Source organism: uncultured Selenomonas sp. (assembly GCF_963528755.1).
Classification (GTDB): Bacteria; Bacillota; Negativicutes; order Selenomonadales; family Selenomonadaceae; genus Selenomonas.
The window spans coordinates 317296-340792 of record NZ_CAURXA010000003.1 but is presented as its reverse complement, the minus strand read 5'-3'; the positions used below and the strand labels follow the sequence as shown (position 1 = coordinate 340792).

The 23497-nt window shown below is 57.6% G+C and carries 22 protein-coding genes and 1 other RNA gene; 11 read left to right on the top strand and 12 right to left on the bottom strand.

The features are described from left to right. Nucleotides 1-4: 4 nt before the first annotated feature. The 3 genes from RWS31_RS05475 to RWS31_RS05465 form a co-directional block, all read right to left on the bottom strand. Complete coding sequence (locus RWS31_RS05475; protein WP_314596569.1) at nucleotides 5-328, bottom strand: hypothetical protein; 324 nt, start codon at nucleotides 326-328, stop codon at nucleotides 5-7. A 91-nt stretch (nucleotides 329-419) separates the two neighbouring features. Then, entirely contained in the window at nucleotides 420-578 is a 159-nt protein-coding gene (locus tag RWS31_RS05470) for an aminoglycoside phosphotransferase (protein WP_314596568.1), read from the bottom strand. Next, complete coding sequence (locus RWS31_RS05465; RefSeq protein ID WP_009645340.1) at nucleotides 575-724, bottom strand: hypothetical protein; 150 nt, start codon at nucleotides 722-724, stop codon at nucleotides 575-577. The genes RWS31_RS05470 and RWS31_RS05465 overlap by 4 nt, the downstream gene beginning before the upstream one ends. Nucleotides 725-1006: 282 nt before the next feature. Between RWS31_RS05465 and ffs the strand changes: the two genes are divergently transcribed. From ffs to RWS31_RS05435, 6 genes are all read left to right on the top strand, one after another. Next, an RNA gene (gene ffs / locus RWS31_RS05460) (signal recognition particle sRNA large type) lies at nucleotides 1007-1211 on the top strand. An 85-nt stretch (nucleotides 1212-1296) separates the two neighbouring features. Continuing rightward, nucleotides 1297-3291, top strand: coding sequence for a DNA polymerase III subunit gamma/tau (gene dnaX / locus RWS31_RS05455; RefSeq protein ID WP_314596567.1), 1995 nt, complete (start codon nucleotides 1297-1299; stop codon nucleotides 3289-3291). Nucleotides 3292-3365: 74 nt separating this feature from the next. Next, entirely contained in the window at nucleotides 3366-3701 is a 336-nt protein-coding gene (locus RWS31_RS05450; protein WP_006192646.1) for a YbaB/EbfC family nucleoid-associated protein, read from the top strand. 1 nt (nucleotide 3702) lies between these two features. Further along, nucleotides 3703-4308, top strand: coding sequence for a recombination mediator RecR (gene recR, locus RWS31_RS05445; RefSeq protein ID WP_006192647.1), 606 nt, complete (start codon nucleotides 3703-3705; stop codon nucleotides 4306-4308). Between the two features lies 1 nt (nucleotide 4309). Next, nucleotides 4310-4552, top strand: a complete 243-nt coding sequence (locus tag RWS31_RS05440; protein WP_314596566.1) for a pro-sigmaK processing inhibitor BofA family protein — start codon at nucleotides 4310-4312, stop codon at nucleotides 4550-4552. An 81-nt stretch (nucleotides 4553-4633) separates the two neighbouring features. Beyond that, a complete protein-coding gene (locus RWS31_RS05435; protein ID WP_314596565.1) occupies nucleotides 4634-5818 on the top strand; it encodes an MFS transporter in 1185 nt (394 codons plus the stop codon). A gap of 63 nt (nucleotides 5819-5881) precedes the next feature. Here RWS31_RS05435 and RWS31_RS05430 read toward each other — a convergent pair whose 3' ends face one another. From RWS31_RS05430 to RWS31_RS05420, 3 genes are all read right to left on the bottom strand, one after another. Then, the gene (locus tag RWS31_RS05430) at nucleotides 5882-6721 is read right to left on the bottom strand and encodes a menaquinone biosynthesis protein (RefSeq protein WP_314596564.1); all 840 of its coding nucleotides are present in this window, start codon (nucleotides 6719-6721) and stop codon (nucleotides 5882-5884) included. A gap of 41 nt (nucleotides 6722-6762) precedes the next feature. After that, entirely contained in the window at nucleotides 6763-7554 is a 792-nt protein-coding gene (gene thiD, locus RWS31_RS05425) for a bifunctional hydroxymethylpyrimidine kinase/phosphomethylpyrimidine kinase (RefSeq protein WP_314596563.1), read from the bottom strand. 88 nt (nucleotides 7555-7642) lie between these two features. After that, a complete protein-coding gene (locus RWS31_RS05420; RefSeq protein ID WP_314596562.1) occupies nucleotides 7643-8356 on the bottom strand; it encodes a hypothetical protein in 714 nt (237 codons plus the stop codon). A gap of 270 nt (nucleotides 8357-8626) precedes the next feature. Between RWS31_RS05420 and RWS31_RS05415 the strand changes: the two genes are divergently transcribed. The 4 genes from RWS31_RS05415 (at nucleotide 8627) to clpX (ending at nucleotide 14721) form a co-directional block, all read left to right on the top strand. Continuing rightward, complete coding sequence (locus tag RWS31_RS05415) at nucleotides 8627-10378, top strand: diguanylate cyclase (RefSeq protein ID WP_314596561.1); 1752 nt, start codon at nucleotides 8627-8629, stop codon at nucleotides 10376-10378. 183 nt (nucleotides 10379-10561) lie between these two features. Next, nucleotides 10562-11974 (top strand): amino acid permease, encoded by a 1413-nt coding sequence (locus RWS31_RS05410; RefSeq protein ID WP_314596560.1) that lies wholly within the window; start codon nucleotides 10562-10564, stop codon nucleotides 11972-11974. 170 nt (nucleotides 11975-12144) lie between these two features. After that, nucleotides 12145-13263: a 5-methyltetrahydropteroyltriglutamate--homocysteine S-methyltransferase gene (locus RWS31_RS05405; RefSeq protein WP_314596559.1), complete on the top strand. Its 1119-nt coding sequence runs from the start codon at nucleotides 12145-12147 to the stop codon at nucleotides 13261-13263. A 165-nt stretch (nucleotides 13264-13428) separates the two neighbouring features. Then, nucleotides 13429-14721: an ATP-dependent Clp protease ATP-binding subunit ClpX gene (clpX, locus tag RWS31_RS05400; RefSeq protein WP_314596558.1), complete on the top strand. Its 1293-nt coding sequence runs from the start codon at nucleotides 13429-13431 to the stop codon at nucleotides 14719-14721. A gap of 176 nt (nucleotides 14722-14897) precedes the next feature. Here clpX and RWS31_RS05395 read toward each other — a convergent pair whose 3' ends face one another. Further along, nucleotides 14898-16232: a (Fe-S)-binding protein gene (locus RWS31_RS05395; RefSeq protein ID WP_314596557.1), complete on the bottom strand. Its 1335-nt coding sequence runs from the start codon at nucleotides 16230-16232 to the stop codon at nucleotides 14898-14900. Nucleotides 16233-16235: 3 nt separating this feature from the next. Continuing rightward, a complete protein-coding gene (locus tag RWS31_RS05390) occupies nucleotides 16236-17621 on the bottom strand; it encodes an FAD-linked oxidase C-terminal domain-containing protein (protein WP_314596556.1) in 1386 nt (461 codons plus the stop codon). 521 nt (nucleotides 17622-18142) lie between these two features. Here RWS31_RS05390 and RWS31_RS05385 point away from each other — a divergent pair. After that, entirely contained in the window at nucleotides 18143-18415 is a 273-nt protein-coding gene (locus RWS31_RS05385) for a hypothetical protein (RefSeq protein WP_314596555.1), read from the top strand. Between the two features lie 59 nt (nucleotides 18416-18474). Here the strand turns inward: RWS31_RS05385 and cobT are convergent, their stop codons facing one another. The 4 genes from cobT to RWS31_RS05365 form a co-directional block, all read right to left on the bottom strand. Further along, entirely contained in the window at nucleotides 18475-20511 is a 2037-nt protein-coding gene (cobT, locus tag RWS31_RS05380) for a nicotinate-nucleotide--dimethylbenzimidazole phosphoribosyltransferase (RefSeq protein WP_314596554.1), read from the bottom strand. Next, entirely contained in the window at nucleotides 20508-22691 is a 2184-nt protein-coding gene (locus tag RWS31_RS05375) for a Tex family protein (RefSeq protein ID WP_314596553.1), read from the bottom strand. Before RWS31_RS05375 ends, cobT begins: the two co-directional genes overlap by 4 nt. A 187-nt stretch (nucleotides 22692-22878) precedes the next feature. Next, the gene (locus tag RWS31_RS05370; RefSeq protein WP_314596552.1) at nucleotides 22879-23103 is read right to left on the bottom strand and encodes a type II toxin-antitoxin system RelE/ParE family toxin; all 225 of its coding nucleotides are present in this window, start codon (nucleotides 23101-23103) and stop codon (nucleotides 22879-22881) included. Between the two features lie 53 nt (nucleotides 23104-23156). After that, nucleotides 23157-23357, bottom strand: a complete 201-nt coding sequence (locus tag RWS31_RS05365) for a DUF6290 family protein (RefSeq protein ID WP_314596551.1) — start codon at nucleotides 23355-23357, stop codon at nucleotides 23157-23159. Nucleotides 23358-23497: the final 140 nt, after the last annotated feature.

Genomic DNA, 23497 nt, shown 5'->3' with positions numbered 1-23497 from the left:
TTCTCTATGCGTTTTTCTTCTTGTGGAAATGCTTCCAGCCGATTCGTGCAAGGAAAACGGCGGCGACGAGCAGGGCGATTCTCCAAGCGGCCTTGAAAATGTTGTCGCTCACGCTTTCTGTCGCGTCCACCGCCTTGTCCCCATTGTCGTCTCGCGCCGCCTCCTGATAGCGCTTCGTCGGCGTAGGGCAAGACGCTGCGTGTGCGACGGAGTCAGTGGAAATATATGCTGTGTTTGCGCCCGCAACAAAGATAGGAGCCATGCCGCCGGCAAAAGCTCCCATCATGAGTGCAGCAATGATTTTTTTTCGGAAAGGAATAAAATTCATGATTCTCTCTTCTTTTCTAGGGGAGCGCTGAAATATCAATGCGCATCCCTTGCATAAGCAAAAACCGCAAAAGTCAGACTTCAAGAGAGCCTCAAGGTTTGCATTTTTCCTGGTCAAGCACCTTTTGCAGGGTACGAACCAGAAAGAGATGCGTCTCATAGTCGAGATCGTTCGCATCGTAGAGCATGCGCTTCTTGAGGGCGTCGATCTGCTTTTGCAGTTTTTGCCGCGTCTCGTCCGTCAGACTCATGCGTTGTGTCCGTTTTCTTCCAACATCATCTGTTGTTGGGCACGACTATCCCAGCCCTCTTCCTGCAGCTTTTCGGGCGCAGGGGAGAGCCTGTCGAGGATTTCCTGAGTCTCCGGATCCATCTCATCAAAATCCGCTTTATTCATTTTGACCAGCCACCTTTATACCTATATTTTACCACGAAACCCCAAGAGGTCAAGCCCAAAGGGCGCAGACCGATTGGTTAGGTTTCTGTAAGGCGTCAGGACATATGTACAGCATGTCTCTTGGATGACGCTATCGCAGGCAATAGGCGAAAAAGCAATTCATGCCGCTATGCGTGGCGGCTGAACATATGTCCTGAAAGTTTACCACGAAACCCCAAGAGGTCAAGCCCAAAGGGCGCAGGCACAATCGGATATGAACAGCGGTTGACGGCTTCTGCCTGTCTATGCTACAATCAAAGAACGCAATAGGCGTTTTCTATGCTGCTCTTTTGAGAAGCCTTTTCCAGTTCGGAGCGCGGCGCCTTGGTCTTGCGCAATGGAGTCTCGTGAACCCCGTCAGGTCCGGAAGGAAGCAGCGGTAAGCGAATCGCTTCATGTGCCGCGAGGGCGCCTGGGAGTCGCGCCCCGAAGTGGAAAAGGAGTATTTGCTGCTGTACGGAGTTTCGGCTTGGTGCGGCAGCTTTTTTCTATGGATTCGTCTGCAATTTTTTATGCGTTCAGGGAGGGAAGATATGGCTTACATCGCGCTCTACCGCCAATGGCGGCCGGGGAGCTTCAAGGATCTCGTGGGTCAGACGGCCGTATCGAGGACGCTTTCCCATGCGATTTCCGCAGGACGCATCGCCCATGCCTACCTCTTTTCCGGCCCGCGCGGCACGGGCAAGACGAGCACGGCGAAGATTCTCGCGAAGTCGCTGAACTGTGAGAAGGGGCCGACGCCCGAGCCTTGTGGCGTCTGCAAAAGTTGCATGAAGATCGCCGACGGCACGGCGCTCGACGTCTTTGAGATCGATGCGGCGTCGAACCGCGGCATCGACGAGATGCGGGACTTGCGCGAGAAGGTGAAGTTCACGCCCGCCGAAGGGCGCTACAAGGTCTACATCATCGACGAGGTGCACATGCTGACGACGGAGGCATTCAACGCGCTCCTCAAAACGCTCGAAGAGCCGCCCGCCCATGTCGTCTTCATCCTCGCGACAACAGAGCCGCACAAGGTGCCGGCAACGATCCAGTCGCGCTGCCAGCGCTTCGACTTTCGGCGCATCACGGTCGAGGAGATCGAAGCGAGGCTCGTCTATGTGGCACAGGAGATGAAGATCCCGTGCGAGAAGGAGGCGCTTCGCCTCATCGCGCGGCAGGCGGACGGCGGCATGAGGGACGCGCTGTCCCTGCTTGACCAGTGCGCGAGCTTGGACGGCGATACATTGACGGCGGCATGCGTCGAGGAGAACCTCGGTCTCATCGGACATGAGCCGATCTATCGCCTGACGAAGGCGATCGGCGAGCGTGCGAAGGGCGAAGTCTTGGAAACGATCGCGGAGCTTCTCGCGCTCGGCAAAGATCCGATGCAGCTCTTGGCGGAATTGACGCTTCATCTGCGAAGCCTCATGATCTACGAGGCGGCGGGCGCTATTGCGGCGCTCAATCTCGCGGATGACACTGGAGCTGCGCTCGAAGAGCAGAAGGCGCTTTTCACGCAGGCGCAGATCATGGCGATGATCGCGCGTCTGCACGAGGCGATGGCGGAGCTTCGCTGGACGCCGCAGCCGCGCATCACGCTTGAGGTCGCGCTGCTTTCGCTCTGCCGTGAGAATGTGGAAGATAGTGCAGAAGGTGCACCAGTGCCAACCCACCCCGCAGCGTCCTCCTCCGCCGAAGCGGCGCGCATCGCCCGCCTTGAGGCGGAGCTTGCCGCCCTCAAGGCGCAGCTTTCGGCACAGCCTGCGAGAGCAGCCGCGCCTGCAGCATCTCCTCTTCCGACTGCGAGAAGACGGGCGGCAAGTCACACGAACGAATTGGCTTCTTCCGGCATGCCGGCACATGATAGCGCACCGCTTGCCTCTTCTGCTCCTGCCGCACAGGCTGTGCCGAATCCTGAGGGAGAGAAGATTTACGCCGAACTTCTCTCCCGCCTGCAGGAGAAGCAGCGCATCTCCGTTCTCGCGTGCCTCAAGGGCGCCTCTTTCGTCGGAAGCGGCGCGGGCACGTTTCGCCTGCATTTTTCAAGTCCCCTGCTCGCACGGCGCACAATGCGCGACGACTACCGAAAGATCGTCGAAGAATTGCTCGCCGAGATCGCAGGTACACCGCTTGCAATCTCGTGCGAAGCGCAGGCTGCACCGCCTGCCGCACCGCCTCCTGCGCCGAAGAAAAAGCCGCCGTTGGCGGCGCTCGATGAGATCGAGCCGCGAGGGCTTTCGCCGAAGCCGCTGGAGATCGACGAGAATGAGCTTTCGCCCGAAGAGCGAAGTCGTCTGCAAAATGCCGTTTCGCTCCTCGGCGGACATCTCGTCGACCTGCCCGAAGAGCAGCGCATCGCCGCCCTCGCCGCGAGCGGCAAGGCAGTCGCCAAGTCCGTGGCCGAGACGGCAGAAGGCAAGGACGCGCCGCCACTCGATGACGCGCCGGTGCCAGATGACATTTCGCTGCCCGATGATGCGCCAGTGCCAGATGATGTGCCGCTACCAGATGATGACGACGCACCACCGCCGGAGGAAAACAGTTGACCTAAGAGCCGCTTTGCGGCTATAATCGAAGGAAAAGCGCAGGCGAAGCGCCTGCTTTTGAAAGGAGAAACGCAATGTTTGGTGGAATGGGAAACATGGGTAATATGCAGGGCATGATGAAGAAGGTGCAGAAGCTTCAAAATGACATGAAGAAGATGCAGGAGGAGCTGAAGAAAAAGACCGTCGAGGTGTCGGCGGGCGGCGGCGCCGTCAAGATCGTCATGAACGGCGAGAAGGAAGTGCAGTCGCTTCATATCGATCCCGCCGCCGTCGATCCCGAGGATGTCGAGATGCTGCAGGATCTCCTCTCGGCCGCCTTCAACGAGTCGGTCAAGAAGGTCGACGACATGATGGCGGGCGAGATGGGCAAGCTCACGGGCGGTCTCGGCCTTCCTCCGGGCATGTTCTGAGATGCAGTACATCGCACCGCTGGCAAAACTCATTGAACACTTTCGCGCACTGCCGGGCATTGGCTCCAAGACGGCAGTGCGTCTTGCTTATCACGTCCTCGACATGGATGCAGCGAAGGCGCGGGCGCTCGCTGAGGCGATCGTCGAAGCGCGGGAGAAGATCGGCTTTTGCAGCGTCTGCTGCAACCTCTCAGACCAAGATCCATGCGCGATCTGCGCGTCGGAAAAGCGCGACCGCTCGAAGATCTGCGTCGTCGAGCAGCCGCAGGATGTCGCCGCCGTCGAGCGCATGAAGGACTACAAGGGTCTTTACCATGTGCTGCACGGCTCGCTTTCGCCGCTCTCGGGCGTAGGCCCTGAGAACCTTCGCGTGAAGGAGCTTCTGCATCGGCTGGAAGGAGAGGCGGGCGCTGAGGTGCAGGAGATCATCATGGCGACGAATCCCACGGTCGAGGGCGAGGCTACGGCGATGTACCTCGCGCGGCTCTTGAAGCCCGCAGGGCTCAAGGTCACGCGCATCGCGCACGGCCTGCCCATCGGCGGCGATCTCGAATACGCTGACGAAGTCACGCTTGCCAAAGCGCTCGAAAACAGAAAGGAAATCTAATATGCTCGAAATCATCGCGTCGCTCGCCGTCAGCATTCTGCTTCTTTGCATCGTAGCGAAGCTCCTCGCCCTGCCCTTGCGCCTTTTGATGAAATTCATCGTCAACAGCGTTATCGGTGCGGTGCTGCTCTCCATCGTCAAGCTTCTGGGCTTTCATGTGACGATCAACATCTTTACGTCGCTCGTTGCAGGAATCTTCGGCGTCCCCGGCGTGCTCATAGTGCTCGCGTGGAGCTATTTGTAAGAAAAAGTACATTGGGCAGACGGCGCTGCTGGGTGTATTCGTGTTTTCTAAACATCTTGAAACAATGAAGAAGGCAAGACATTGAACGAAGAAAAAGCAAGGAATGTGGACAAGCTCTGGACGGCGGAATTCATCGGCATGAGCGCCACGAATTTTTTTCACCTCATGGCACAGTACATCCTCATCGTCGGACTGCCCATCTACATCATGAACGAGATGAAGGGCGGCGAGCTGGAAGCGGGGCTTGCCATGACCTTCTTCCAGATCGGCGCCGTCTCCTCGCGCCCGTTTGCCGGCCGGCTCATCGACAGCCTGCACAAGGGCAGGCTGCTCCTTGGCGCGACGCTCGCCTTCTTCGCCATCATGCTCGCCTTCTGCTTCGCGCATACGGAAGAGGCGCTCTACACGCTGCGCCTTCTGCAGGGCATCGAATTTGCGCTCGGCACGACGGCGGCGGCGACCTTGGCGGCGCTCGTCCTGCCTGCGGCGAAGAAGGGAACGGGCATTGGCTACTTCGCACTCTCGACGAATCTCGCGATGGTCGTCGGGCCTCTTACAGGCCTCCTTATCATACGCTCCTTCGGTATGATGGCGCTCTTCGTCTTCCTTGCGGCGAGCGCCCTTTTCACGCTTTGGCTCGCAAACCGCAGGAAGCTCCCCGATGAGATCGTTGTGCCAAAAGAGAAAAAAGGCTGGGGATTCTCCCTCGTCGAGCGGCAGGCGCTTCCTGCGGCTCTCATTGGCGGACTCATGTTCTTCGCTTACGGCGGCGTCCTGACCTTCATCCCGCTCTATGCGCGCACGCTCGGCATGGAAGAGAACGTCAGCGCCTTCTTTGCCATATTTGCGCTCATCATCGTCGTGACGCGCCCCTTCATCGGCCGCATCTTCGATCAGCGCGGCGCCGACTATACGGTTTATCCGGGGCTTCTCCTCTTCTTCCTCGGCTTCTTGTGCTTTGCCGCAGCCGGATCGCCCGCGGCCTTTCTCGCCTCCGCCGCGATTTTGGGCGCGGGCTTCGGCGCTGCAAGCCCCGCCTTGCAGACGCTCGCTGTTGCGAGCGTCGCGCCCGAGCGTGCGGGACTTGCGACGGCGACCTACTTCTGGGCGCTCGACATCAGCGTCGGCTTTGCTGCCGCGACCTTGGGACTCGTCGCCGCCCGCTTCGGCTATGCGGCGCTCTACGGCCTCCTCTGCCCTGCCGTCCTCGTCCTTGCCGTCATCTTCTATACGATTTGGCGCAGGAGGCGCAAGAAAATCGCATAGGAAAAAGACTGTGCATAAGTCGAAGCCATCGACTTATGCACAGCCTTTTCCTATGTATATGATTTATATTCTTTTTACATCGGCGAAGCAGAGCTTTGGCACATGGTTGATGAGGTTCCATTCATGCGCTTTCCGATAGAACAGTTCCAGACCTTTGAGATGCTCGTCTTTCAAATCCCAGCGGATGACCTGCAGGTATTCTTCAAGCTGCTGGAAGGTGAAGTCCTTTTCTTCACGCACGGATTCGATTGTCGCGTACTTGTTGGAGACTCCTTCCGCCATGCCTCGGACGAGACGCTCGTAGACGAGCTGCAGCTTTTCGGGTGATTCCTTCGCGAAGGTGCGGTTCGCTGTCCAAAGAGAATAGACCATGCCGAGTCCCGTGAGCTTGTGCCACTCAGCGCCGAGATCGTAGTAGTGGAGGTCCTCGCGGCGGTGGTGATAGAGCCAGAGCGCATCGTCGCCGATGAAGAGCGAGCCTGCCGCATCGTCAGGCACAGGATTCTGCGGCACGATGTGGCGCACATAGTAATTGGGGCTTGCGTCGTATCCTTCCTTGAGGATGATCTTCAAGAGGCAGTGGCTCGTCGCCGATTTCGCCGTGAGGATGATGCGGTCGTTCCTGATTTCCTCAAGGGGCTTTTTTGTCACGAGGAGGATGCTCGTGACCTCCTTGTCCGTGCGCACGCAGATGTCGGGCAGGATGACAAGGCTTTCGTCGCCCTGTGCGTAGATGATGGATGATATACCGCTCACATCGAGTCTGCCCGCCAGAAGTTCGCGGTTCAGCTCCGCTGGCACGCCCGGCACGAGGTGCAGGCCTCGATTTCCGCCGTGCGCGAAGCTCCAGGTGAGCGGCAGGATATTGAGAAAATGGATGTGCCCGACCCTTGGCTCTGCCATAAACGTCTCCTTTCGGAAGAATGAAAAGATTCAGCGCTTCTTTACATATACTCCCACATGTGAAGCAAAGGGCCGCGCCCCTTGCCGATATCGAGCCCTGCGCGGATGGCGCCCGTGATATACGCCTTGGCGTCCTCTACGGCGATGGTCAGCGGCTTTCCTGCTGCAAGGCCGCAGGCGATTGCCGTCGAGAGCGCACAGCCCGTGCCATGCGTATTCTTGTTGTCGATGCGTGCCTGCTTGTACCAACGCGCCTTGCCATCCGCGTAGAGCAGATCGTCGGCGCTCTCTACGAGGTGGCCGCCCTTGATGAGCACGGCGATCGGAAACCTCTCGGTCAGGACTTTGGCGGCTTTGAGCATGGAATCTTCGTCGGTGATAGCGACGCCGGTGATGGCTGCAGTCTCGGGCAAATTTGGCGTGACGATGTCGACGAGCGGCAGAAGTTCGTCGACCATCGCGAAGAGCGTGTCGCTCGTGATCAGATCGCAGCCGCTCGTCGAGGCGATGACGGGATCGAGCACGATGTTTTTCGCGTCCTTTTCCCGCAGTTTCTCGGCGATCGTATGTACGATCGTGTCGTTTGCCACCATGCCGATCTTGACGGCGTCGGGACGGATGTCATCGTAGATGGCGTCGATCTGCTCCGCGATGAAGTCCGGAGGAATGACGAAGGTATCGCGAATTCCCATCGTATTTTGCACGGTTAGCGCCGTCGAGATGTTCATCGCGTACATCTTATGCGCCGTGATGGTCTTGATGTCCGCCTGTATGCCTGCGCCGCCGCTCGGATCCGAGCCTGCGATCGTCAGAACCTTTCGGATGTCCTTCATGCTGCATTCCTCCCAAAAAAGACCGGATGGATGGAGTCTTCCAAAGATACTCATATAGTATTTATATATCTATAGTATACCATAAAGATTAAGGTTCTTGCCACAAATCGTATAGGGCGATCATGTTCCTGAGGCGTCGCTTCTCCTCGCTTGTCAGCGTATGACTGATGGATTTTCCTTCTGCCGTCGACCAGTAAACGAAACGCGCTGTGCGGGCATTTGACGCGCGGCGAAGGATAGAAGCTCCCTCTTCACCCAAAGCGATCTGGGAGCGTTCCGTCAGAAACTCGACGTCCTTGTCGAGATGGTCGTGTCGCTTCTTTTCCTCGATCTTCCAAGTGCGTCGCTCGCCGTCCGCCTCGATGGCGAAGTGGTCGCCGAAGATCCAGCCGCGCATGCTGTTTTCGTGCATCGAATAGTAGTAAAGGATGTTGCAGCGAAACGTCGAGTCCCGACTGTGTCCGAGGAGCGGCTGGACGTAGAGACCTCCCGAAAGCTTCTTTTCCTCTGGATACCTGTACCATGTATAGGATCCCGAGTCCACGCGTTCCATGCCCTCCTTGAGCTTTTCGATGCGAGCCTCACGCTCTTTTCTTCGCGTCTCTTCAGCAAGACGTTCTGCCTCACGCTCTTCGCGCTGTGCCGCCTCCTGCGCAGCTTCTTCAGGCGAAAGAGTTTCCTCTTCGAGAAGAGCGAGCACCGACTGCGTTTCATCGCGGTGCGTGCTGCTGTAATAGAGCATCGCACCCGTAAAGAGAGCGACGAGCACGCAGAACAAGATTGCATAGCGGACAATCCTCACACTTTTGACTCCTTTTTGCAAGGTCACTTTTCTTGATTCGTTTCTCTATTATACACGGAATCCACTTCATTTGCACAAAAAATTGTGCAGTTTCTCCCGTGCGTACTTGACAATAGGTCTATGGAATTATATGATACTCGTGTGGCTTTGTATCGCAAATCTGCTTAATCTATACAGCATCTGTGATTTTTGGAATAAAGTGCTCTTTGACTTTTATCGAAATTTTTATCGAAAAGAAAGGAATGATACGCCTTGAAGCAGTTCTCCTTCTTGCTGTATAAGGAAGAGGATCTTGCTCTGTGTTTGCAGGAGGCAAAGGATGCTGTCGCCTCCATGGCGCACATTTCCGATCTTCTCGTGACGCTTTTCGCCTCGGAGCTTTCCGTTCATACGATGGAGAACTTTGAACGAGCAACAAGGAGAATTTTCCCACAGGCGAAAGTCGTGGGGCTTGCGGCGGAATGCGGCTTTGCCAACGGCAAGATGTGGAGCGGAGAGGACGATTTGCCTGATGCGGCGAGCGCTGCCGTTACTTTTACCTTTTTTTCCTCTTCACGTGTCATTCCCTTGGCGTTCGATGAGCAGTCCGACATATCGGCTGCGGCGCAGGGACTTGTTCAGACGATCTCGCAGGAAAGGGCGACGAAGGCTGTCGGTCTGTTCTTCGCGGCGCAGGTGCCGGGCATCATGAATCTTCTGGACGCCCTTTCGGATGTGGATGAGGAGATCGTGCTCTTCGGTGGGCTTCTTTCCGATCAGACCGACGAGAGACGCGTTATCATCGATCTTGCGGGACACAGACTGTCGCGCGGCTTTCTTGCCGTCGTCTTTGTCGGCGAGGAGCTTCACGCCAAGGTGCTGACTTCGTTCGGCTGGAAGCCCTTTGGACCCGAAGTACAGATCACGCGCATGGCAGACGATCGTACGATCGTCGAACTCGATGAAAAGCCCGCGAGTGAATTCTTCTCCCATTATCTCGGCATACGCCATTGCTGGGAATCGCTTGCGAGCGTAGAGACCTTCCCCATGTGCCTGAAGCGAAACGGCGCGACGATCGCGCGTCTTCTCATGGACATTCGTGCTGACGGTTGCGTATATGTCAGCGCCGACCTCCGAGAGGGAGAACGTCTGCGCATCGCTTCGGGCGATCCCATCGCCATCATCAGCGAAGCGCAGAGGATGCATGCGGAGCTTTGCGAATTCTCGCCCGAAGCCGTCTTCATGGTCAACTGCATGGGGCATTACATCATGCTGCAGAAGAATAATGTTTACGAATATGCTGCTATCTCACGTGCCGTGCCCACGCATGGATTCTATTCCTACGCGGAGTTTTTCCGCAGCAGGGGAAAGTTCATGAAGACGAATATCATGATGGTCAGCATCGGCTTCCGTGAGGGCGAGCCGAAAGAAACATTGATCTACAAGCCCGTGTCGCCGCAGTTCGGCGAGCAGACTTCGATCATCGCCCACCTCGTACATTTCGTTGACGCCATGACGAAAGAGTGGGAGTCGGCGCACAGCAAGCTCGTCGTCCTCGCCGAGCGCGATGCGCTCACAGGCCTGATGAACCGCCGGGCTATGGAGCGCTCTTTCAAGGACATCCTGCACGATGCGCTCGCCTCAGATATTCCGTTTGCCGTCATGATGCTCGACATGGACGATTTCAAGGGCATCAATGATACCTTTGGTCATGCCATGGGCGACGAGGCGCTCGTGGCGCTCGCCGACATCCTACGCTCATCGGTGCGCAGCGTGGACATCGTGTCGCGCTGGGGCGGAGACGAGTTCTTCGTCATACTGACGCATGCCGACCGTGCGGCAGCTGAGCGTGTGGTCGAGCGAATCCATCGCGGTGCATCTTCTCTCTCTCTCCTAATGCCCGATAAAAGATCGGTCGGCTTGAGCATTGGCGTGACGCTCCCACGTGTGCACGACACGCCGGAAAGCATCTTTCAGCGCGCCGACGCGGCTCTCTACGAATCGAAGCGAACGGCGGGCAAGAACAAGGTCACCTTTCGCTGAAATCCATCGCAATCGACATCATATCTGATATATGGCTCCCCAGTTTGATTGTCTGGGGAGTTTTTGTTGTCCAGTTTTCGTGACAGCGAACGTTTTTCGCTGTATAATATCTTCCGTACTACTTCTGGGTGCTGCAGATAAATTTTTCAGTGCTCAAATTCTTTGTAAGGGAAGAAAAATATCATGGATCTCTTTCGCAGGAAAAGCATCGACGAGCTGCAGGCTGCAGCTGCGGCCTCGGGTATGCTCAAGAATCTTGCCGCCGTCGACCTCCTGATGCTCGGTATTGGCGCTGTTATCGGCACGGGCATCTTCGTGCTCACGGGCGTCGCTGCCGCCAAGTACGCAGGGCCTGCGGTGCCTCTCTCGTTCATCCTCTCAGGTCTCACGTGTGCGCTTGCGGGGCTTGCCTATGCGGAGTTTGCTTCCATCGTGCCCGCCTCGGGCAGCGCTTACACCTACGCGTATGCGTCCTTAGGTGAGTTTATCGCCTTCATCGTCGGCTGGAATCTCATCCTCGAATACACGGTGACGTCGAGCGCCGTCGCTGTCGGCTGGTCGGGCTACGTCGTTGGACTCTTCGCCTCGGCGGGACTCGTGCTGCCGCATGAGTTGGTCGTCGCACCCGAAGAAGGCGGCATCTTCAATCTGCCCGCCGTCCTCATCACGCTCTTTTTGTCGTTCCTCCTCGTGCGCGGTACGAAGGAGAGTGTCAAGCTCAACCGCATCCTTGTCTTCGTCAAGCTCGCTGCGATCTTCCTCTTCCTCGTACTCGCTGCACCGCATGTCGATGCGACGAATTGGGAGCCGTTTTTGCCGTTTGGCTACAGCGGCGTTGTCTCGGGTGCGGCCATCGTCTTCTTCGCCTACATCGGTTTCGATGCCGTCGCGACGACGGCAGAAGAGTGCCGCAACGCCGCAAGGGATCTACCCATCGGCATCATTGGCTCGCTCTTTATCTGTACGTTGCTCTATGCCGTCGTCGCCGCCGTTCTCACGGGCGTCGTGCCGTATTCGATGCTCGACACGGCGGAGCCTGTCGCCTTCGCGCTGCGCCACATCGGCTACAACGTCGGCTCCGCCATTGTAGCCGTCGGCGCGATCTGCGGCATCACGACGGTGCTGCTCGTGCTCCTTTACGGCCAGTCGCGCATCTTCTTCGCGATGAGCCGCGACGGCATGGTACCTGCGAACGTCTGCAAGATCCACCGCCGTTTTCATACGCCGTACCGCGTGACGATCCTCGGCGCGATCTTCGTCTCCGTCATTGCGGGCGTCTTCCCCATCGGCATGATCGCAGAGATGGCGAACATCGGTACGCTCTCCGCCTTCCTCATTGCCTCCATCGGCGTCATGGTGCTCCGAAAGACCGAGCCTGACCTCAAGCGCAATTTCAAATGCCCCGCCGTCTGGCTCATCGCGCCGCTCGCCGTCCTTTCGTGCGGCTACCTCATGGCGAATCTGCCGCTCGCCACTTGGCATCGTTTTGGCTTCTGGATTCTCTTCGGTCTTTGTGTCTACTTCGGCTACAGCCGCGCCCACAGCGTTATCGGCCGCCGCGCGGCGGAGGAAGCGGCAAGGGCAGGGAAGCAATAAGGAATCTTCGTCAAGCCGTCTGTTCCTTTGAAAAATTCCTTCTCGGAAATTCCTTGTAAATTCTATTGATTTTATAGCGTAAAGGTATTATGATGGCACTGTCACTGGAATATCAGAAATACCTTATAGAAAAGATGCGGATATACGCATTGTTTGGAGGAGGAATCAGCATGGCAAATGCAAAAAATCGGCCGCCGTTCCGTTACGACATCGTAGGCAGCTTCCTGCGTCCCGAAGCGCTGAAAGAAAAGCGCGAGACGTTCGCTGCTGGAAAGATCGCGGCGGAGGAGCTGAAAGAAGCCGAGGATGCGGCGATCCGCGATCTTGTGGCGAAGGAGAAGGAAGTCGGACTCAAGGCGGTGACGGACGGCGAATTCCGCCGTCGCTATTGGCATCTCGACTTTCTCGCCGCCTTGGAGGGCATCGAAGAAGTCGGAGCAGAGCATTGGTCGGTGGCGTTCAAGGGCGCACAGCCGAAGGCGGCGACGGTGAAGATCGTGGACAAGGTGGATTTCGGCAATCATCCGTTTATCGAGCACTTCCGCTATCTGCAGTCTCTTGCGGGAGACACGCTCGCGAAGATGACGATCCCTTCGCCGAGCATGCTGCATCTCATCTGCTGTGTGCGTGCGACGGACTATGCGCCGATCAAGCTCTATGAGGACGAAGCGCGTCTCTTTGAAGACATCGCGCTCGCCTATCAGAAGGCCGTTCGCGCCTTCTACGAGGCAGGATGCCGCTATCTCCAGCTCGACGATACGTCGTGGGGCGAGTTCTGCGATCCCGAGAAGCGCAAGGCATACGAGGCACGCGGTTTCGATCTCGATAAGATCGAGCGCGCCTATGTGACGATGATCAATCGCGTGTTGGAAGCGAAGCCTGCGGATATGACGATCACGATGCACATCTGCCGCGGCAACTTCCGCTCGACATGGTTCTCCTCGGGCGGCTACGAGCCTGTCGCCGAAATCCTCTTCGGCGGTTGCCATGTTGACGGCTTCTTCCTCGAATACGATTCCGACCGTGCCGGCGGCTTCGAACCCTTGAAGCACATCAAGGATCAGCGCGTCGTGCTCGGCCTCGTGACGTCCAAGACGGCGGATCTTGAGAACAAGGACGACATAAAGAAGCGCATCGAAGAGGCGGCAAAGTTCGTGCCGCTCGATCAGCTCTGCCTGAGCCCGCAGTGCGGTTTCTCTTCGACGGAAGAGGGTAATATCCTGACGGAGGACGATCAGTGGAAGAAACTACGCCTGATCCGCGAGATTGCCGAAGAGGTCTGGCACTGAGAGGCCTCGGCTCGATGCATTTCGCTTGATGTTGCTTGGTAGGTGCTGCGCTGGGAAAATTCCCCTTGAAAAAAATCTTCATATCGTTGATAATGAGGAAGACACTTTTTAGGAAGCGCTGAATCTGTCCGCGTTTCCTTTTACGCGAACGAAGGGAGAATCATAATGCCTGGACAAGAACCGATCAAGCATACCTGCAGCTTCTGCAAGCGCAAGGTCACGGTGCACGATCAGTATGATATGCCGATCTTTGACCCGAACACGGGATTTGCCATCTGCAAGGACTGCGTCAAGGACATATACAATTTCATCGAGGAGCACGAGGCGGCGAGCGTCGAGAAGGAGAAGCTCGATTTTGCTGGCCAGCTCGACGAGATTTTGAAGAAGAACAAGCCGCATATCATCAAGGCTTACCTCGACGAGTACATCATCAATCAGGACCGCGCGAAGAAGATCCTCTCCGTAGCCGTCTACAACCACTATAAACGTATGAAGTACGGCTACATGAACGAGGACGGCACGGACATCGAGAAGTCGAACGTCATCATGCTCGGCCCCTCGGGCTGCGGCAAGACGGCACTTTTGTCGCACCTGTCACGCCTCCTCGACATTCCGTTTGCCGTGACGGACGCGTCGAGCCTTACGGAAGCGGGCTTCGTCGGCGCGGATGTCGAGGTCGCCGTTCGCAACCTCTACTATGCGGCGGAAAAGGACATCGAGAAGGCGGAGCACGGCATCATCTATCTCGACGAGTTTGACAAGATCGCGCGAAAGTCGGGAGCGAACAACTCGATCACCGCCGATCCCGGGCACGAGGGCGTACAGCAGGCGCTCCTCAAGATGCTCGAAGGCTCCGTCGTCGAGTTCACGGCGCGCGGCCAGAGGAAGCACCCCGAAGCGCCGACGATCAAGGTTGATACGAAGAATATCCTCTTCATCGTCGGCGGCGCCTTCGTTGGCATCGAGGACGTCATAGCCAAGCGTCTTAAGAAGGACGCAGCGGGCATCGGCTTCGGCGCGGAAGTCGAGGGCAAGGAGAAGGACGCGGCGAAGCGCTTCGACGAGCTCATTCACAAGGTGCGCCCCGAAGACCTCATGCAGTACGGCATTATTCCTGAGATCATCGGACGTCTGCCCGTCATCTGCACGCTTGAAACGCTCTCCGAGGACGACCTCCTGCGCATTCTGACCGAGCCGAAGGATGCGCCCGTCAAGCAGTATGAAAAGCTGCTCGCGATGGACAATGTCGAGCTGATCTTCGAAGAAGACGCCCTCCGCGCCGTCGCCAAGAAGGCGATCGAGCGAAAGACGGGCGCGAGAAGCCTCAAGGGCATCATCGAGGACACGATGCTCGACGTGATGTTCGAGATTCCCAAGTCCGAAGAAAAGCGCCGCGTGACGATCACGAAGGAATGTTTGGAAGAAGGAAAAGAGCCGAAAATCGAAGTGATTGGATAGACGATGAGTTTTTTCCTCGTTGAACTTATCGAGGTTGAGAAATTTAGCCATCTTGAATCGCTTGCACACATATAATGAGTATGCTATACTGAACATGGCAGGAATGAAAGAGCAACTTCCATAACATGTACGCGAAAATCCCCCCAAGTCACCTCTTGGGGGGATTCTTCTTATGCTTATGCGCTTTCCGTGCGCTTTTTTGCGCCGCGATACGATTCGGCGAGAATCTGGATCGGGTGGTAGACGACCTGCGGCATGTTGTTATGCACGATACCGTCCGTGATGTGCATGCGGCAGCTCGGGCAGCTCGTCGCCACGAGGTCTGCGCCCGTCGCGTTGATGTTGTTGCACTTCCTGTCGTTGATCTCACGGCTCAGTTCGTAGTGCGCCATGCAGAAGGATCCGCCGCAGCCGCAGCAGCGGTCGTGCTCTTTCATCTCGACGAATTCTACGCCCGGAATGGCCTTCAAGACCTCGCGCGGCTGCTCGGTGATGCCGAGACCGCGGATCATGTGGCACGGATCGTGCATCGTGACCTTCTTGTGGACAGGATTCAAGGTGTCCGTACGGAAGCCCTTCTCGATGAGAAGTTCGCTGATCTCTCTGACCTTCGCCGCCATCTTCTCAGCGCGAGGACGCCATTCGGGATCGTCCTTGAGCCACTCAGGATAGTGTTTCAAGGCCTCTACGCACGAGCCGCAGGCGCCGATGATGTAGTCGACATCGAGATCTTCAAAGACGCGGATCGTGTTGCGTGCGAGCTGGTTCGCGAGGTCGAAGGCGCCCGACACATGGATCGGCGTGCCGCAGCAATGTTGCTTCGACGGCAGAACGACCTCGATATCGTTCGCCTTGAGGACGTCGATGACGGCGTCTCCCATGTCCGTGTACATGTAGTTGATCGTGCAGCCTGTGAAGAAGGCGACGCGGAACTTCGGGTTCGCTACCTTGATGACCTCGGGATATTGGCTGCGCAAAGGACGCGCAGCAATCGGCGGCGTTGCACGCGTCGCGTCCATGCCCGGCATGGGAAGGCGCGACTGCACGGCGTTCTTGCCCGGCACTTCCTTGAAGGTCATCCAGCCGAACATGCCGCCGAGCTTCAGCGCGGTGTCGAAGAGCGGGCGGTTCTGCAGGAGACGGAAGACGTTCTTCTTGATCGGGTGCAGGCCGCGCGCCTTGACGGCGGCGTTCCTGCCGCGCAGGATCAGCTCGTCGGCTGCGACGCCGCACGGGCAGTTCGCCGCGCAGCTCTTACAGTTCAGGCACATCGCCATGATGTGGTCAAATTCCGCTGAGATGGGAATTTTGCCCGAGAGATATCCTTGCATCAGAGAGATCTTGCCGCGTGCGACCATCTGCTCCTTGCCGGTCTCGCGGTAAATCGGACAGACGGCTTGGCAGTTCCCGCACTTCATGCAGTTTGCCATCGCGTCCTCGATGTCAGCGAGGAGCGAGGTATCTTGCTTGTTCAGGTCTGCCGCCGTAAATTTTTTTGTATCTTCAGCCATAGGTCAGCACTCTCCAATCAATTTGCCCGGGTTCAGAATGAGGTTCGGGTCGAGTGCGCGCTTGATCTGGCGCATGGCCTCCATGCCTTCCTTGCCGTGCTGCAGCTCCATCCAAGGCAGCTTGCCGAGGCCGATGCCGTGCTCGCCCGAGAGCGTGCCGCCGAGCTCGACCGCACCGCGGAAGATGTCGTCCATCGCCTCGTGGACGCGCTTCGTTTCTTCTTCGTCGCGCAGGTCGCAGACGATCGTCGGATGCATGTTGCCGTCGCCTGCGTGGCCGAACGTGCCGATCGTGACGTTGTGATCCTTCGCTGCCTTCTTGACGATGGCGAGGAATGCCGGGATCTTGCTTCTCGGAACGGTCGCATCTTCGACGAACGTCGTCGGACGCAGCTTTGCAAGGCACGGAAGCGCCATGCGGCGAGCCGTCCAGAGCTGTTCCTTGTGCTTCGCGTCGCGGGCAAGCGTGACCTCGCGTGCGTTGTTTTCCTTCAGAACCTTCATGACCTTGTCCGCCTCGTCCTCGACGACGACGGGATGACCGTCGACCTCGATGAGGAGGATCGCGTCAGCGTCCGTCGGCAGGCCGACGTGCATGAAGTCCTCGACCGTGCGGATCGTCGCGTTGTCAAGGATTTCGAGCGTCGCAGGGATGATCTTCGCGGCGATGATGCCCGAGACGGCGCGTCCCGCATCCTCGATCGTATCGAAGATCGCGACCATGCTCTTCGTCTTCTCCGGCGCAGGAACGAGCTTCAAGAGAGCTTTCGTGACGACGCCGAGCGTGCCTTCCGAACCTGTGAAGAGCTTCGTCATGTCGTAGCCCGAGACGTCCTTGACGTTCTTGCCGCCCGTATGAAGCACATCGCCGTTCGCGAGGACGACTTCGAGGCCCTGCACATAGTTCTTCGTGATGCCGTATTTGAGTCCACGCAGGCCGCCCGAGTTCTCCGCGATCGTGCCGCCGAGGCTCGCCGTCTTGACCGTGCCCGGATCAGGCGGGTAGATGAGGCCGAACTGCGCGATATGGTCGTTGATGTCTTGTACGATGACGCCCGCCTCGACCTCGGCGATGAGGTTTTCGAGATCGACGTCGATGATCTTCTTGAAGCGGAGCATCGAGAGGACGATGCCGCCCTTCAACGGCGCCGTACCTGCCGAGAGGTTCGTGCCCGAGCCGCGCGTGTAGACGGGGATCTTGTGCTCGTTCGCAAACTTCAGAACCTTCGAGACTTCCTCCGTCGTGCCGGGGCTGACGACGACATCCGGCATGTAGATGTGACCGGGCGTAGCATCATAGGAGTAGGAGTAAAGTTCCTCTTCCTTCGACTGAACATTCTCCGCGCCGACGATCTTCGTCATTTCTTCTACCAGCTGCTGCTTTTCCATTTAGTGTGCACCTCTTTCATGATGGTGTTAATCATAGATAAAAACTATAAGGAGATAAACCTCCTATAATCCTAAGTATCGCAATATTTTTCGTATTTGTCAATGGAAAATTGCGACTTTTTTCGATTATCCCTATGGTTTTCCTGTGAAAATCCAAGAGGTCAAGCTCAAAGGGAAGAGAGCGCTTGGCTTTTTCATATAAGGGCGGCGTATAATATCCACGATAGACAAATTCATTTTAGTAAATCTATGCAAAATAGACGATTTTCTATTGATCTGGCTGTATGCGAAGACGAATTCGGAAGGCATCCTGTCGAAATCCTCGCTGTGTACCCCTCATATTTCTGCATTTACAAATGGAGGTGCATGGTATATATTTATTGTTGACTTGACCAAGGAAGTAGTATGAAGAATTCGGAGTTGAAGCGTTCTCCACGCGTCATGATGGACAGGAAGTCAAGACGGGTACGCTTGAAGCCATCATGAAACAAGCTAGATTGAAATGAAGAGGAGGTGGTGTCATGCGTCATCATAGCGACAAGATTGCGTACTTTCTCATCGCCTTGGCCGTCTGCCTCATCCTCATGGCGCTGTCGACGTACAAGACGACGCGCATGGCGAACACGATCCTCTATACTTCCGTCGCCATCTCGCTTCTTGCGGAGAACGTCCCGAAGGTCGTAGAGATTCCGCTCCATTACGCATATCCCGTGAAGTGCATCGAGTACTTCATGTTCTTCCTCGCCGTCCTCTGCTTCATCACGGTTCTTCTGCGTCATCTTCATTTGTTTTAGCTGGCTTCAACCAAAAAGAGCTGCCGCACAGGCTTTATGTGCAGCAGCTCTTTTTGGTTTCAGCTTTGCCGTCCCTTGCCCGGACCGTCCGCGGCTACGGCCACGGCGGTTTCGGCGAAGGTCTTCATATCGTTTTCCATGTGGAGCGCGGCGTCGACGAGACGCATGCCGAGCGAGGCCGCGATGCCGCAGCTTGCAGGAAGGCCTAGCGCGAGATAGTCGGACTGGACGTGCAGGAGATAGGGCTTGAGCGTGGGCGCGAGGGTTTCGGCGAGGTGTGCGACGCTTTCCGTCGCGGGATCATCGAGGAGGACGAGGCAGCGGCTTTGGGCGGCGCTTTGGGCGCCGAGGAGGGCGGCGGCTTCTCTTTGGAGTGCGGGCGAAAGATTCTGCAGCAGGTTGAGGATCGCTGTGCCTTCCTTGGCTGGGCGGAATGCTTTGTCATAGCATGCAGCCTTCTCGCGTGCCATCTCGTCCGTCTCCGCGGCAAGCGACAGCCCTAGAAGTGAGCCGTCTGCGGCAAGCTCCCGCGCGATCTTCTGGCCGAAAGCGAAGGCTTCGGCAGACTTGCTGTTCCGGTCGAGCAGCGCGAGCGTCACGGGCGCTTCGGCGTGAGCGGCAAAGGCGGAGATGAGCCGCTTCTGCCGCGCGGAAGGTTCTTTTGCTGCGAAGATGAGCAGCGCTCGCCGCGCACCGAGCGGCGGCCGCGCCTCGCCCGTGACGCCTGCGAGGCGCACGGCCAGTTCTTCGAGCCGTCCGAGGCTGTAGATGGGCTTGGCGAGGCTGTCGATGCGCTTTTGGCAGGCGGCCATGGCGATAGTGTCGAGCGCGGGGAACGAAGGCAGAGCGAGGTCGTCGGGCGCATCATCCGCGTTATCGGATATACTTTTCGACAGGAAGCGATACGACATCGCCTCCATCTCGTCTTGCGCATCTTCTGCTTGCGCCGCATTCGCCGCAGCTTTTCGCTTCCAGACGTGTGCTTCCTTGTCGTCGCTTGCCGCCGCATCCTCTGCGAAGAGGCTTTTTGCAGCTTGGATCGCAGCGTCGAGGAAGTCAGCGACGATGGACGATCCCGTCGCTTCGCCGAGGCGAAAGCGCATGTCCATATAAGGTGTGAAGCCGAGCTTCTTGAGAATAGCGGCGTGCGCAGGTTCTGCCGCGAGGTGCGAAGGCAGAAGATAGCCCGTGACTGCGGGCGCGAGCGCCTCGGCGATCAAGGCTGCCGCGCCCGTGTTGAAGCCGTCGAGGATGATGACGGCTCTTCTTCTCGCCGCACCGAGGATCAGTCCTGCAATGCAGCCAAGCTCGAAGCCGCCGACCTTCTGCAGCACGTCGATGCCGTCGCTCGCGTCGGGGCGGTTGACGGCGAGGATTTGGCGCACGACCTCGATCTTCTTTTTCAGGCGTTCGTCGGAGATGTTCGTGCCGCGCCCCGTCGCCTGTTCGGGCGTAAGACGGCACAGGCAGGCGGCGATCGCCGCGCTCGCCGTCGTGTTCGATATGCCCATTTCGCCCGGCAGGAAGCAGCGGCAGCCTTCGGTGGTGAAGTCTTCGGCGAGGCGGATGCCGACGGCGAGCGAGCGAAGCGCTTCCTCGCGCGTCATGGCGGCTCCTTTGGCGGAGTTCTTCGTGCCATGCGCGATCTTGCGGTCGATGAGCGAAGGGAGCGGCGGCAGCGGCGCCTTGATGCCGAGGTCGGCGACATGAAGATCGCTTCGGGCGAAGTTTGCGAGCGCATTGGCGACCGCGCCCTTGGCGAGCAGGTAGTTCGCCGTCATCTGCGCCGTCGTCTCGGGCGGATAGGCGCTGACCTGCATTTCGGCGACGCCGTGATCGGCACAGCAGATCAGCGTGCATTTCTTCGGCTTTTCGAGATGCTCCCATGTACTCTTCGTCGCGCACATATAGCGGTCGAGGAGGGCGGCGAGTGCGCCGAGGCCGACGCCTTGCGGCAGCTTTTCCTGCAGGGCGCACTGCATATTCTCACCCGCTCTATCGTCGGGCGGCTCGATGGCGCGAATGGTATCGTGCACGAGAGCGGCGTCGTCCGTCCGTCGCAGATCGTCTCCTAGGGGGGCGGCAGTTTGCTTCATATCGCTGCCTCCTTCGGCACCTGTTTCAAGGAGAGGCCGATGCGCCCGCGCTCCTCGTCGACCTTGATGACCATGACGTTTATGATATCGCCGACGGATACGACGTCGAGCGGATGTTTGACGCGCTTCTTGCTGAGTTCTGAAATGTGGATGAGCCCCGCCGTCTTGATACCGATGTCGACGAATACGCCGAAGTCCGTGATGTTGCGCACCGTGCCGCGCATGACGGCGCCTGCCTTGATGTCGGAGAGCTTGACGATGGCCTGGCGCGTCAGGGGCGCGGGCAAGTCCTCGCGCGGGTCGCGCCCAGGCTTCTTGAGCGCGTCGATGATGTCGCGCATGGTCGGAACGCCTGCCGCAAGTTCCTTGGCAAGCGTTTCGGCATCGGCGAGGCGGAGCTTTGCGCCGAGCGTGTCGAGCGCTTTCTTGTCACCGAGGTCGTCAAGCGAGAAGCCCAGGCGGTCAAGCAGCTTTTCGGCGAGCGCGTAGGATTCGGGATGGACGGGGGTATTGTCGAGGGGGCTTTTGCCGCCTGCGATGCGCAAAAAGCCCGCGCACTGCGTGAAGGCGGCAGGGCCAAGGCGCGGCACCTTGAGGAGCTGGCGGCGGCTGGCGAAGACGCCGTTTTCGTCGCGCCAGTCGACGATATTCTTCGCGATCGCCTTCGTGACGCCTGCGATGTGCGAGAGAAGAGCCGCCGAAGCCGTGTTGAGGTTCACGCCGACATGGTTGACGGCGGATTCCACGACGGCGTCGAGCGCGGCGGCAAGCTCCTTTTGATTCACATCGTGCTGGTACTGGCCGACGCCGATGGCCTGCGGGTCGATCTTCACGAGCTCGGCGAGGGGATCCTGCACGCGCCGAGCGATGGAGACGGCGCCGCGAATCGTCACGTCGTATTCGGGAAGCTCCTCTTTCGCGAGCTTTGATGCCGAGTAGACGGACGCGCCCGCTTCGTTCGTGATCAGGTAGTGAACGGGCAATTTGTTCTCGCGAATGAGGTTCGCCGTGAATTCTTCCGTTTCGTAGGAAGCCGTGCCGTTGCCGATGGATATGAGCGTCACACCGTGCTTCTTGATGAGCGCGAGCACCTTTTTTGCTGCTTCGGCGCGGCGCTCTTCGCTCATCGTGAGGTAGAGAACGCCGTGGTCGACAACTTGCCCCGTGGGGCTGACAACGGCCATCTTGCAGCCCGTGCGGTAGCCGGGATCGAGTCCCATGACCGTGTGGCCGGCGAGCGGCGCTTCCAGGAGGAGCTGCTTGAGGTTTGCGCCGAAGACGTGGATCGCCTGCTTTTCAGCGTTTTCTGTAAGAAGAGCGCGAAGCTCGCGCTCCATGGCAGGGAAGAGTAGACGCTTGTAGCCGTCCTCGATCGCTGCCTTCAGCGATTCGCGGAAGATGGAATCGCCCTTTGCCAGCCCGTCGAAGATTTCCGCCGCAAGCTTCTCGTGATCGCATTGGAGCGTGACCTTGAGGCAGCCCTTCTTCTCGCCGCGGTTGATGGCGAGGATGCGATGCGAAGGCAGCGTGCGAAGCGGCTCCTTGTAGTCCTGATACATGAGGAAGGTCTGCGCGTCCTCGGCCTCTTCGTCGAGCGCGGTCACAAGCTCTGCCCGCTGCCAAAGCTCCTTGCGCATTTTCTGGCGCAGCGCAGCGCCCTCGGAAACGGTCTCGGCGACGATGTCCATCGCGCCGGAGAGTGCGTCCTCTGCTGTCTCTACGCCCTTTTCCGCATCGATGAACTGCGCGGCGTATTCTTCCGCCGTGCCGCTTTTCTCTTCCTGTGTGAGAATCGCGAGCGCCAGCGGCTCGAGCCCCTTTTCCCGCGCGACGCCCGCGCGCGTGCGCCGCTTCTGTTTGAAGGGCAGGTAGATGTCTTCCAGCTCCTGCATCTTCAGCGCCCGGTCGAGCGCTTCCTTGATCTCGGGCGTGAGCTTTCCCTGCTCCTCGATGCTCTTTTCGATCTCCTGCTGACGCTTCACGAGATTTCTGAGGCGCGAAAGCTCGCTCTCGACGGAGCGCACCTGCTCTTCGTCGAGTTCGCCCGTCGCCTCCTTGCGGTAGCGTGAGATGAAAGGCACGGTGTTGCCCTCGTCGAGGAGCGCGATCGTCGCCTCCGCCTGCTTCGCCCGGATGCCCAAGGCGCGCGCAATAGCCGCGCCGATGTTTTCTTCTTTCATGGCAGTACCTCTTGTCTTTTGAAAATTGCTTCTTTGGGGAGTGCTGATGAATGCAGCGATTTCCTCGATTATAGCACAAGTTTGCCTTGAATGCTTTTGCTTGACACTGAATGGATACCAATTGGATTTTGTTTCCTAAATTTTTCAACGGCGACAAAAAAGGCACTGTGCGTCCAGTGCCCTTGTATCACTTGTATATCTTGCTTCTATGACCGATTTCGACTGCGATGACGATCAGCTCGTTGTCACGGATTTCTGCAATTAATCGGAAGTCTGCGACGCGATACCTCCAATACTTTCCGAGGTTTCCAGTGAGAGCCTTCCCATAGATGCGAGGATTTTCGCAATCGACCAGATTACTTTTCATCCACTGGATTATGCGATTGGCTAGGTTTCTGTAAGGGCGGCGCACAGTGTCAAAGAAGTGGACGTTTGTGCGTGTAGTTTATACACTTTTCAGCCCCTCTAAGGCGTCGTCTCAAGCGTGCCGTTTTTGAGATCCTTTTCATACTCGCGTATGAGTTCCATGTCGTACTCATCTTCCAGCCTGTCATATATGAGATTTTTCAACGTTGCTGATGACAGCTCTGCCGCATAGAGCGGGGAGATGGCTTCGAGGGCTTTTAGTTCTCCATCGGTAAAATGCAGGTTCAGAACTTTACCCATGATACCTCATCCCTTTCGTCCGTGGCCCCTCTACTTTTATGCTGAATTCATCTTCCAGTCTCTGAAAGATGAAGCGGCGAACAAGTTCGGCATGAGAACAATCATATTTTTTTGCCAGTCGGTCAATCATCTGATACTCA

Coding starts and splice junctions, on each gene's coding strand:
- RWS31_RS05475 (WP_314596569.1), bottom strand. CDS start 328: ATGAATTTTATTCCTTTCCGAAAAAAAATCATTGCTGCACTCATGATG.
- RWS31_RS05470 (WP_314596568.1), bottom strand. CDS start 578: ATGAGTCTGACGGACGAGACGCGGCAAAAACTGCAAAAGCAGATCGAC.
- RWS31_RS05465 (WP_009645340.1), bottom strand. CDS start 724: ATGAATAAAGCGGATTTTGATGAGATGGATCCGGAGACTCAGGAAATC.
- dnaX (WP_314596567.1), top strand. CDS start 1,297: ATGGCTTACATCGCGCTCTACCGCCAATGGCGGCCGGGGAGCTTCAAG.
- RWS31_RS05450 (WP_006192646.1), top strand. CDS start 3,366: ATGTTTGGTGGAATGGGAAACATGGGTAATATGCAGGGCATGATGAAG.
- recR (WP_006192647.1), top strand. CDS start 3,703: ATGCAGTACATCGCACCGCTGGCAAAACTCATTGAACACTTTCGCGCA.
- RWS31_RS05440 (WP_314596566.1), top strand. CDS start 4,310: ATGCTCGAAATCATCGCGTCGCTCGCCGTCAGCATTCTGCTTCTTTGC.
- RWS31_RS05430 (WP_314596564.1), bottom strand. CDS start 6,721: ATGGCAGAGCCAAGGGTCGGGCACATCCATTTTCTCAATATCCTGCCG.
- thiD (WP_314596563.1), bottom strand. CDS start 7,554: ATGAAGGACATCCGAAAGGTTCTGACGATCGCAGGCTCGGATCCGAGC.
- RWS31_RS05410 (WP_314596560.1), top strand. CDS start 10,562: ATGGATCTCTTTCGCAGGAAAAGCATCGACGAGCTGCAGGCTGCAGCT.
- RWS31_RS05405 (WP_314596559.1), top strand. CDS start 12,145: ATGGCAAATGCAAAAAATCGGCCGCCGTTCCGTTACGACATCGTAGGC.
- clpX (WP_314596558.1), top strand. CDS start 13,429: ATGCCTGGACAAGAACCGATCAAGCATACCTGCAGCTTCTGCAAGCGC.
- RWS31_RS05395 (WP_314596557.1), bottom strand. CDS start 16,232: ATGGCTGAAGATACAAAAAAATTTACGGCGGCAGACCTGAACAAGCAA.
- RWS31_RS05390 (WP_314596556.1), bottom strand. CDS start 17,621: ATGGAAAAGCAGCAGCTGGTAGAAGAAATGACGAAGATCGTCGGCGCG.
- RWS31_RS05385 (WP_314596555.1), top strand. CDS start 18,143: ATGCGTCATCATAGCGACAAGATTGCGTACTTTCTCATCGCCTTGGCC.
- cobT (WP_314596554.1), bottom strand. CDS start 20,511: ATGAAGCAAACTGCCGCCCCCCTAGGAGACGATCTGCGACGGACGGAC.
- RWS31_RS05375 (WP_314596553.1), bottom strand. CDS start 22,691: ATGAAAGAAGAAAACATCGGCGCGGCTATTGCGCGCGCCTTGGGCATC.
- RWS31_RS05365 (WP_314596551.1), bottom strand. CDS start 23,357: ATGGGTAAAGTTCTGAACCTGCATTTTACCGATGGAGAACTAAAAGCC.